The organism is Thalassolituus sp. UBA2590 (genome assembly GCF_002339775.1).
Taxonomy (GTDB): Bacteria; Pseudomonadota; Gammaproteobacteria; order Pseudomonadales; family Oceanobacteraceae; genus Thalassolituus.
Window position 1 is genome coordinate 1 of record NZ_DDKU01000086.1, and the last position, 10,055, is coordinate 10,055.

Sequence of the window (10,055 nt, forward strand, 5' to 3'; positions counted from 1 at the left end):
CGCCATCATCATTACTGCTACCGTCACCACCGCAGCCAGTCAGAATTAAAGCCGACGTCGCGACTGCCAGAAGTGATGGTTTCAGTGAATCAGAAGAAATAAACATACATACTCCAAAATCAATGAGGTTACTCATCTGTACGCGTGTTTATCTAAAGGTTCCTATATTTTTTTACGGAACTTTTCGAACCCGCTCGTTTACACCCGGCAGCGGTGGCGCGCATATCGGGAGGATGATGGACAAATACCTGAGAGCTCAAGAAAGCGCGTCAATAGAGTAACCGGGGCGCATCTGGTACATTTGCGTCAGATAATCATTCAAGTAGCTGGCCAGCAACCGCTTGCCAGCCGAGCGCAAGGAACACAGCCTCATGGCACGTAAGCCAGCCAAAGACAATAAGACAACCAGCAAAGCCAATAGTAAGGCCAAGTCTTTCGAACAGACCCTCTGGGCCACCGCCGACAAGCTGCGCGGCAGCGTAGAATCCTCAGAGTACAAGCACGTGGTGCTGTCGCTGATCTTCTTAAAGTTCATCAGCGACAAGTTTGCCGAGCGCAAACAGCAGCTCGAAGCCGAAGGTAACGGTGCGTACACCGATATCGTCGAGTTCTACACCATGGCCAACACCTTCTACCTGCCGGAAGACGCCCGCTGGGACTACATTGCCAAAAATGCCAAGCAGGACGACATCGCCGTTAAGATCGACACCGCCCTGCACACCGTCGAGAAAAACAACAAAGCCCTGCGCGGCGCACTGCCAGATAACTACTTTTCACGCTTAGGGCTGGATGCCAGCAAACTCGCCGCCCTGATCGACGCCATCAACAACATCGACACCATCGTAAAAGTTGAAGGAAGCGATGGTGAAGAAGGCTCAGCAAGTGAAACCGACATCGTCGGTCGTGTTTATGAATACTTCCTCGGTAACTTTGCTGCGACTGAGGGCAAAGGCGGTGGCGAGTTCTACACGCCCAAGTGCGTGGTTAACCTGCTGGCCGAAATGATCGAACCCTATCACGGCAAAATCTACGACCCGTGTTGTGGCTCCGGCGGTATGTTCGTGCAGTCGGTCAAATTTGTTGAAAACCATCAGGGCAACAAAAAAGACATCTCCATCTACGGCCAGGAACAAACCAGCACCACCTACAAGCTGGCCAAGATGAACCTCGCGATCCGCGGCATCAGCGCCAATCTCGGCGACGTGCCCGCCGACACCTTCTTTAAAGACCAGCACCCGGATTTAAAAGCCGACTTCATCATCGCCAACCCACCGTTCAACTTAAAAGAATGGCGCGGCCCGGATGAACTCACCAACGACCCACGCTGGGCCGGTTACGAAACACCGCCCACCGGCAACGCCAACTACGGCTGGATACTGCACATGATCAGCAAGCTCAGCGACAACGGCGTCGCGGGCTTTGTACTGGCCAACGGCTCCATGAGCACCAACACCAAAGGTGAGGGTGAGATACGCAGACAGATCATCGAAAACGACCTCGTCGACTGCATGATCGCCCTGCCGGGGCAGCTGTTCTACACCACCCAGATCCCCGTGTGTCTGTGGTTTTTAACCAAAAACAAAAAGGCACAGACCTTCAGCGACGGGCGGAAGCAACACCGCAACCGCGAAGGCGAAACCCTGTTTATCGACGCCCGCAATATGGGCAGCATGATCAGTCGTATCCATAAAGAACTGACGGCTGACGATATTGCTGAAATCGCCAATACCTACCATGCTTGGCGGGGTGAGCCTGTTGTTGCAGACGATGGGGAGCAAGGTTATCAGGATGTACCTGGCTTTTGCCGCAGTGCCTCATTAGACGACATCAAAGCCAACGACTACGTCCTGACTCCGGGCCGCTACGTCGGCGCGGCTGAAGTCGAAGACGACGGCGAACTGTTTGAAGAAAAAATGCAGCAACTGACCCAAACCCTGTTCCAGCAGATGGCCGAAGCGCAGGAACTGGATGCGGTAATTAAACAGAACCTAAAGGGGCTGGGCTTTAATGTTTAACTATGAGCTTCCGGAAGGTTGGTATTGGGCGAAGGTTGAAGATGTCCAAGCTGAAACAAAAAGAGCAACTATTACCGGACCATTTGGTAGCTCTATCGGTAGTAGATTCTTTGTTGAGTCTGGCGTGCCCGTAATTCGAGGAAATAACCTTAAAGTAGGCTCAGAAAAGTTTGTGGATGACGGATTTGTCTACATAACAGACGAGAAAGCTGAAGAGCTATCAGGATATAAAGCAATTCACGATGATTTGATCTTCACTGCTGCTGGGACACTGGGACAGGTTGGTGTGATACCTAGGTCAGCAAAATTTGATTACTACATCATTTCTAACAAGCAGATGAGAGCTCGTTTTAATAAGGAAATAGTAGATTCACAGTTTGCTTACTATTGGTTCTCAAGCCCCAAAATGGTTGCATATGTAAATGCTCTAGACACAGGTTCGACTATTCCGCTAATAAATTTAGGCATTCTTAGGTCGCTACCGTTACCGATACCTCCTCTATCTGTGCAGGAGAATATATCTGCAATATTGTGCAGCTTTGACAACAAAATCGCCCTAAATCGCCAGATCAACACCACCCTCGAATCCATGGCGCAGGCACTATTTAAAAGCTGGTTTGTGGATTTTGACCCGGTGATCGACAACGCCCTGGCCGCCGGTAATGAAATCCCGGACGCCTTGCAAAAAAGAGCCGCCGCCCGCGCCGCCAGACGCGAAGCCCTGCGCCAGCAGACCAACGAAACCACCAACAAAACCACGGGGGCCACCGACGCCGCCAGCTCAGAACAGGCCCTGCCTGAAACTGGTTTATCAGACCAGCGCCTGCCGTCTGAGATACAACAACTCTTCCCGGATCGGTTTGTATTCACCGAAGACATGGGCTGGGTGCCGGAGGGGTGGGAGGTGACGAAAGTCGCTGAATTGATGGACCTTTCTTATGGTAAGTCATTGCCAGCAACTAAGCGTGTTGAGGGGACAGTTCCTGTATATGGGTCCGGAGGCGTATCTGGGTATCATAATGAGCATTTGGTTAATGGCCCCGGAATTATTGTTGGGCGAAAGGGTACTGTGGGATCTCTCTACTGGGTCGAAGACGATTTCTTCCCAATTGACACGGTCTTTTTTGTAGAAAATAAAACGGAATTACCGCTGTATTGGCTTTATCAAACTCTCGGCACATTGAATATCGCTGGGATGGGGGCAGACTCTGCAGTACCTGGTGTTAATCGAAATACCGTATACGCATGCTCTGTTGTTGTGCCTACGGAGAATGTAACGAAATCATACGGAGCTTTGATAGATTCTTTGAACTCAAAGAAAGAATCTTTGAGACTTCAAGAACGTGATCTTGCTGATCTCCGCGACTCCCTTCTCCCCAAACTCTTGTCCGGCCAGATCACCATCCCGGATGCCGGGCAACAACTGGCTGGGGTGTTGTAAGGTGAAGCGTGAGCTTGTGATTCTTGATGGTATGCAAACGTCTGGAGCTGAACGCGCTATGTCCGTAGCTTTCGTAACAAGCTCCGGACATAAGACCAAAAGCTGCGGACATAAGACCCAGAGCTGTCGTTGGTAAATCAAAACATGATCCAGATACACGCCACCAAAAAACTACTCGCCAGAATGCCCGCCCAGACGAAGCCCGGGGCGGAGGATATTCTGGCAGCTCCGCAAAGCAAGCTGGGCAGTTGGCACGCCAACCTGCTGACCATTCAGCGCCGCAACTGCCTGCTGTTTGTGCACGACCAGACGCGCTTTCCGGTGTTTATTCCGGCGTTGACCAAACCGGATTTGGCCAATATCGACTGGTGTTTTGAAGATGTTCTGATGAATACCTTATTGAAATGCAACGCTACCGAAAAACAGAGAATTACCGCCGCAGCATTGCTGCAGCCACTGGCGTTTGTGGGCGGTACGGATCGCTCGGTGCTGGGTACGCTTAACCAGCTTGGGCAGGACATTGAGCACGTGATCTATTTTGACTCGCTCAATGTGGCAGACATGGCGGGGTATGCTGTAAGTGCGTGGTTGGCCGACCGCCCCTGTAGTGTGAAGGGACAAAAGGACTACATCTGGCCGAAGGACGCGTTTCTTGAGTTGCTCGACCGTTTGAGCGACGAGGTCGACCTGAATACCAACCAGAAAGATGACCAGCGGTCGCTGTCTGAGCCAATAGCCGACAATGTGGTAATGTTAGACCGGTTCAGACAAACGAAGTAAGTAGAAACGTCTTTATAGAAGTAACAGCAACGAAGAAGTAGAGGCAAGGAATGAGCTTTACCGAGGCCAGACTGGAACAGGCGATTATTGATTTACTCGCAGAGCAGGGTTACCCGCATGTATTGGGTAGTACCCTCGACCGCGCCCCGCATGAGGTGCTGATCAAAGACGATCTGCGTGCCTACCTGAACAAGCGCTATCAGGCCGATGGCATTACCGAGGCCGAAATCGTTTCGGTGATTAACCGCCTTGATCGTCTGCCTGCCGCTGACCTGTACGACTCTAACCGCAGCATTCATAAGCTGGTGGCCGATGGCTTTTTGCTCAAGCGCGAAGACCGCTCGAAAAAAGACCTCTACGTTCAACTCATTGACTATGCCGGGCTGCCAGAGCAACGACTGCCCGAAGAGGGTGAAGTCGAGTCGATTGATGCCAACGATCCTGAACATCAGGTCGCTAATAACACTGCTGCTTACGGCACCGCCAATATCTATAAGGTGGTAAACCAGCTTGAGATTGAAGGCAAAGAGCTGCGTATTCCGGATGCGGTTCTGTATATCAATGGTCTGCCGCTGGTGGTGTTTGAGTTTAAGAGTGCCATTCGCGAAGAGGCGACGATTTTTCAGGCGTATGAGCAACTGACCGTTCGCTACGCTAACCATATCCCCGAGCTGATGAAGTACAACGCCTTGTGCGTGATCAGTGACGGTGTGAACTCGCGCATGGGCTCGCTGTTTGCCCCGTATGAGTTCTATTACACCTGGCGCAAAGTGACGGGCGAAGAGACCATTGAGCAGGATGGCATTAACTCGCTGCATACCATGATTGAGGGGCTGTTTGATCACACCCGCCTGCGTGAGGTGATCCGCCACTTTATTTATTTCCCCGATACCTCGAAGCGGCAGGAAAAAATCGTCTGCCGTTATCCGCAGTTTTATGCGGCTAACAAGCTGTACCAGAATATCCGGCGTCACCGTAAACCTGAGGGTGATGGTAAAGGCGGCACCTACTTTGGGGCTACCGGCTGCGGCAAAAGCTACACCATGATGTTTTTAACCCGGCTGCTGATGAAGAGCGTCGAGTTTGAAAGCCCGACCATTGTGCTGATTACTGACCGTACTGATCTGGATGATCAGCTCTCGGGCCAGTTTACCGGTGCTAAGGGTTATATCGGCGATCAGCATGTGATCAGTGTCGAAAGCCGCACCCACCTGCGTGAGCTGTTAAAAGGCCGCAACAGTGGCGGGGGGTTTCTGACCACGATTCATAAGTTCACCGAAGATACCGAGTTGCTGACGGAGCGCAGCAATGTGATCTGTATTTCTGACGAAGCGCACCGCAGCCAGATCAACCTTGAGCAGAAAGTACGTATCACCGAGAAGGGCGTAAAACGTACCTACGGCTTTGCTAAGTATCTGCACGACTCATTACCCAACGCCACCTTTGTGGGCTTTACCGGCACACCGATTGACGCCACGCTGGATGTGTTTGGTGAAGTCGTCGACAGCTACACCATGACCGAGTCAGTAAAAGACGAAATCACGGTGCGTATCGTGTATGAAGGCCGGGCCGCCAAAGTCGTGCTGGATAACGATAAGCTGAAAGAGATCGAAGACTATTACAACGACTGTGCCGATCAGGGTGCCAGCGATTACCAGATTGAAGAGAGCAAAAAAGCCAGCGCCAATATGAATGCGATTCTCGGTGACCCGGATCGCATTCGTGCGCTGGCCATCGACTTTGTGCATCACTACGAACAGCGCGTGGCTGAAGGTGCGACCTTAAAAGGCAAAGCCATGTTTGTATGCAGCAGCCGCGAGATTGCCTACCGCTTCTGGCAGGAGGTTGTTGAGTTACGCCCGCAGTGGAATGAGGTGCTGGTGGCCGAAGAGGGCAGTGAGCTGTCGGAAGATGAACTAAAGGCCATCAAGCCGATGGAACGGATCAAGATGATCATGACCCGCGGCAAAGATGACCCGGCCGAACTCTACGATATGCTGGGCACCAAAGAATATCGCAAAACGCTGGATGGCCAATTCAAGAACGAAAAGTCGAACTTCAAGATCGCCATTGTGGTGGATATGTGGCTGACCGGTTTTGATGTGCCGTTTCTGGATACCATCTACATCGACAAGCCGATTCAACGCCATAACCTGATTCAGACCATTTCGCGGGTAAACCGTAAGTTTGAAGGCAAAGAGAAAGGGCTTGTCGTCGATTACATCGGCATCAAAAAGCAGATGAACATGGCGCTGGCGCACTACAACAAAGCCGATCAGCAGAACTTTGAAGAAATCGCCCAGTCGGTGATTGTGGTGAAAGACCACATCGACCTGCTGAACAAACTCTTCCACGGCTTTGATACCACGCCGTACTTCACCGGCAGCCCGCTGGAGCAGTTGAGCTGCCTTAACAGAGCCGCCGAATATGCGCAGGTAACGGATAAGATCGAAAAGCGCTTTATGGCGTTGGTAAAACGCTTAAAAGCTGCTTTCGATATCTGTAGCGGCTCTGAATCTATTACTCAGGATGACCGCGACCGCATTCACTTCTACCTCGCGGTGCGCTCTATAGTGTTTAAGCTCACCAAAGGCAACGCACCAGATACCGCTCAGATGAATGCCCGCGTGCGTGAAATGATCGCCGAAGCCCTGAAAGCCGATGGTGTTGAAGAAATATTCAAAATGGGTGAAGAAAGCGAAGGTGAAGTCGACATCTTCGATGATGACTATCTGGCCCGTATTGAAAAGATCAAACTGCCGAATACCCGTATCAAGCTTTTGCAACAGCTGCTTGCCCGTGCGATTGAAGACTTCAAGAAGGTGAACAAAACCAAAGGCCTCGACTTCAGCGAGAAGTTCCGTCGCTTAGTCGACCAGTACAATGAGCGTAAAGAAGACAGCGTATTGGTCAGTGACGTACTCGAAGACTTCTCAGATGAGATCATCGATCTGCTACAGGCATTAAAGAAAGAAAAAGAGTCGTTCGCAGACCTTGGCATCAATATCGAAGAAAAAGCCTTCTACGACATCCTGCTCAAACTGGCGATTAAATACGACTTCACTTACCCGGAAGACAAACTTCTGGATCTCGCGAAGGCAGTGAAAGACCTGGTCGATGACAAGGCCCGATATACGGACTGGAGCCAGCGGGAAGACATTAAAGCGGAACTCAAAGTTGGTTTGATCCTTTTACTGGCACACCATGGTTATCCGCCAGTTGATAAAGACGAAGTGTACAAAGAGATCTTCGAGCAGGCAGAGAATTTTAAGAGGTTCAGGGCTGGTTAAAAGTAATGAACAAACGCAGTAGGGAAATGCTGTGCATGATGCGTATACCAACGGCCTGGCAGCTTTCAGGCTGACCTTCTCGCTGGTATCATCGACAGCACTGTAATGCCGACTGAACTCTCACGGACGACTGATGCTTAAACGACTTTTTGCTACCCGCAAGCACCCCTGTATGCCTGGCCTGAATACGCCAGAGCAGATTACCGTCAACTTGTCGGGGTCAGTGCTGTCACTCAAGCTGCCGCCCCACTACAGTTCAGATGGCTTTGAAGCGCATTGCGACCCCATTGAGACAATGAATATCTACGACCCTACCGGCTACAGTGGCGACCCGATGGGCACTGCAGTTTTTAATAGGAAGCGTTTCATCAGTCGGGCTTGGGAGCTATTCGGGCCTCTGACTCGCCTCCGAAATATCGGTTCAATATCCTTTGTCGCCGTGGTGGAGCGGATCGACAGCCTGCCAGAAGGTATGAGCTGCTTTAACCCCAACCACTATGAACAGGTAATAAACCGCCTGATATTTAAAATGGGACCAGAGAATCCCACATCAGCGAAGAGAGTCGCACCGGTCAACTGGCGAACCGAAGTAAAGAACGGCTGTTTATGGCTATATTACGAGATACACAAGGCCGAAGATGGCGACCCCGAGTCATTTGCCCCTTCTCAGTTTTCAAGCTATGCGGTCACGCCATTGGATGACCACCACTACATCCGCTTGATGTTTCATAATCTGGGGTATAAGCCCGCCGAATACTCTAACCGCTTTGTTAACAGCGTACGAGACAAAGTACTGGGCTCGGTCACTCTCACGCTGAGTGAGCACGCTCAACAGCGAAAAGCTGAAGTGCAATCTCAGTGGCCCGACGCAGCAATATCGAAACAACGCCAACCTTATAACTGGGTTTACCCAGAGTGGCGCTACGGAGATACCAGTAAAGGCGAGCGCGATGTTGTTATTACCGAATATTCCACTACTCCACCTGAGTTTCATCTGTAATTTATTAAGTAAAGGACTGCCCCATGAACGGAAGCATGACCACGAAACCGTTAGTCGCCATTATCACCCAGCGGGATAGCAGTAATATCTGCCGTCCGGTGTATATGGCCGAAAAACAATACGAGCAGTGGAAGTACATTAAGCAGAACCACAACGGCAATTATTACCTGACCAATTTAATGCGGGCACTCTATGATCTTGCGGCCTGCCCGGGTGGGCGCACTCATGCCGCCATCCAGCAAAAGATATTCGGCCCCTTCATTATGCAATACAGTCTGGCGCAGGCAGATCGTATTGAGTTGATTGCCCTTAAAGTGGATCAGAGTTTAGTAAAGGTAGCTGCTCAAACCCCTGCTCTTTACCGTGCAAGATGGGATTCTGAGAGTGAAAGCTGGCAAACTCAGGATGAACAAAATAGAAACATGGACTTAACCCATCAATGGAAAGGCGCACATACGGCGGCCATTCCCGGGAAGTTCGAGGACAAAGGAGAGGCTGGCCGGGTCATTGGAGAGCATATTACCAAAGCCTATCGCGCAGCCTTCAGTGCGTCTGAGGTACAAGCACAAGGTAATCACTTTTCGTTGTTCTGGATGAACAATGACTTTAAGGATCGTGCCCATGTTGAGAGCATCGTGTCCTTTATTCAGCAGGCAAAATTAAAAAACACCTCTGTGCGTTGGTTGGTCCACGGTGAAGGCGCTGGTGTGTTTGTCGAAGCAGTTAAATATCTGAGTACCCAGCCCCAGGCTGGAGTATTAAAAGGCACTGCAAGCAATCTGGTAAAACAGTCGGTCTTTTTCTCGAACCCCCGTGGCAAAGACTGCCGCGAGAAGCAATTGGAAGCATTGTGTGAAAAAGTCGGACTGAATTATGTAGGCACCAAAGTCAACGACTTCGACATTCTGTTTAACGGTGATGCGCGGGATAAGTTCACTGACAAAGCCATCAGCGCTGGGGGCGTTATGGGCCTGAGTGGTGTCACTGGGTACTTTGGCTATACAGCGCTCGCAAATGGCTATGATGCCGTCATGGCAGGCAGCTCTATCGCTACCACCATGGTTATAGGTACATCGGCATATGTTTTAGCCAAAGATAAAGCGACCACGTTTGGCGGCTACGCACGTAACTTGCCTAAAGTCGTTTCTTCGGCACTGGGTAAGGGTAATCAACAGTGGCATTGACCAAGTAACGAATTTAAAATTTGCACGGCCGCAGGCCGCCCGGAGGGGCAAAGCCAGGGATGGCTTTGATGAATCGAACGAGTTCGATGGAGTGTTTCCCTTTCTTGTAAGCAATAAAAAAGCCCGTACAGAAATGTACGGGCTTTCAAAATAAGTGGTGCCCAGAGGCGGAATCGAACGGGGGCGCCCAGCTCACCGACACGGGTGGCGGTGGTCATGTTACAGATAACAAAAAGCCCCGCTATTGCGAGGCTCTTTGTAGAAATAAGTGGTGCCCAGAGGCGGAATCGAACCACCGACACGCGGATTTTCAGTCCGCTGCTCTACCAACTGAGCTACCTGGCC

At 50.9% G+C, this 10,055-nt stretch carries 6 protein-coding genes and 1 tRNA gene; 6 read left to right on the forward strand and 1 reads right to left on the reverse strand.

What is annotated here, in order from left to right:
* The first annotated feature begins 371 nt into the window (after positions 1-371).
* The 6 genes from B2067_RS08275 (at position 372) to B2067_RS08300 (ending at position 9,710) form a co-directional block, all read left to right on the forward strand.
* Positions 372-2,015 (forward strand): class I SAM-dependent DNA methyltransferase, encoded by a 1,644-nt coding sequence (locus B2067_RS08275; protein WP_349676801.1) that lies wholly within the window; start codon positions 372-374, stop codon positions 2,013-2,015.
* Positions 2,008-3,456, forward strand: a complete 1,449-nt coding sequence (locus B2067_RS08280; protein WP_301388098.1) for a restriction endonuclease subunit S — start codon at positions 2,008-2,010, stop codon at positions 3,454-3,456. The genes B2067_RS08275 and B2067_RS08280 overlap by 8 nt, the downstream gene beginning before the upstream one ends.
* 144 nt (positions 3,457-3,600) lie before the next feature.
* Complete coding sequence (locus B2067_RS08285; protein ID WP_301388099.1) at positions 3,601-4,236, forward strand: DUF6933 domain-containing protein; 636 nt, start codon at positions 3,601-3,603, stop codon at positions 4,234-4,236.
* 50 nt (positions 4,237-4,286) lie between these two features.
* Entirely contained in the window at positions 4,287-7,526 is a 3,240-nt protein-coding gene (locus B2067_RS08290; RefSeq protein WP_301388100.1) for a type I restriction endonuclease subunit R, read from the forward strand.
* A 133-nt stretch (positions 7,527-7,659) separates the two neighbouring features.
* Positions 7,660-8,526 carry a hypothetical protein gene (locus B2067_RS08295; RefSeq protein ID WP_068443779.1) on the forward strand — a complete coding sequence of 289 codons (867 nt, stop codon included), beginning with the start codon at positions 7,660-7,662 and terminating at the stop codon, positions 8,524-8,526.
* A gap of 23 nt (positions 8,527-8,549) precedes the next feature.
* Positions 8,550-9,710: a hypothetical protein gene (locus tag B2067_RS08300; protein WP_068443783.1), complete on the forward strand. Its 1,161-nt coding sequence runs from the start codon at positions 8,550-8,552 to the stop codon at positions 9,708-9,710.
* A 269-nt stretch (positions 9,711-9,979) separates the two neighbouring features.
* On the opposite strand, the gene B2067_RS08305 is transcribed toward B2067_RS08300, so the two are convergent.
* Positions 9,980-10,055 (reverse strand) — tRNA-Phe (locus B2067_RS08305).

What these genes read in the sequence shown, in the direction of transcription:
- B2067_RS08275 (WP_349676801.1), top strand. Translation starts at nt 372, where the DNA reads ATGGCACGTAAGCCAGCCAAAGACAATAAGACAACCAGCAAAGCCAAT.
- B2067_RS08280 (WP_301388098.1), top strand. Translation starts at nt 2,008, where the DNA reads ATGTTTAACTATGAGCTTCCGGAAGGTTGGTATTGGGCGAAGGTTGAA.
- B2067_RS08285 (WP_301388099.1), top strand. Translation starts at nt 3,601, where the DNA reads ATGATCCAGATACACGCCACCAAAAAACTACTCGCCAGAATGCCCGCC.
- B2067_RS08290 (WP_301388100.1), top strand. Translation starts at nt 4,287, where the DNA reads ATGAGCTTTACCGAGGCCAGACTGGAACAGGCGATTATTGATTTACTC.
- B2067_RS08295 (WP_068443779.1), top strand. Translation starts at nt 7,660, where the DNA reads ATGCTTAAACGACTTTTTGCTACCCGCAAGCACCCCTGTATGCCTGGC.
- B2067_RS08300 (WP_068443783.1), top strand. Translation starts at nt 8,550, where the DNA reads ATGAACGGAAGCATGACCACGAAACCGTTAGTCGCCATTATCACCCAG.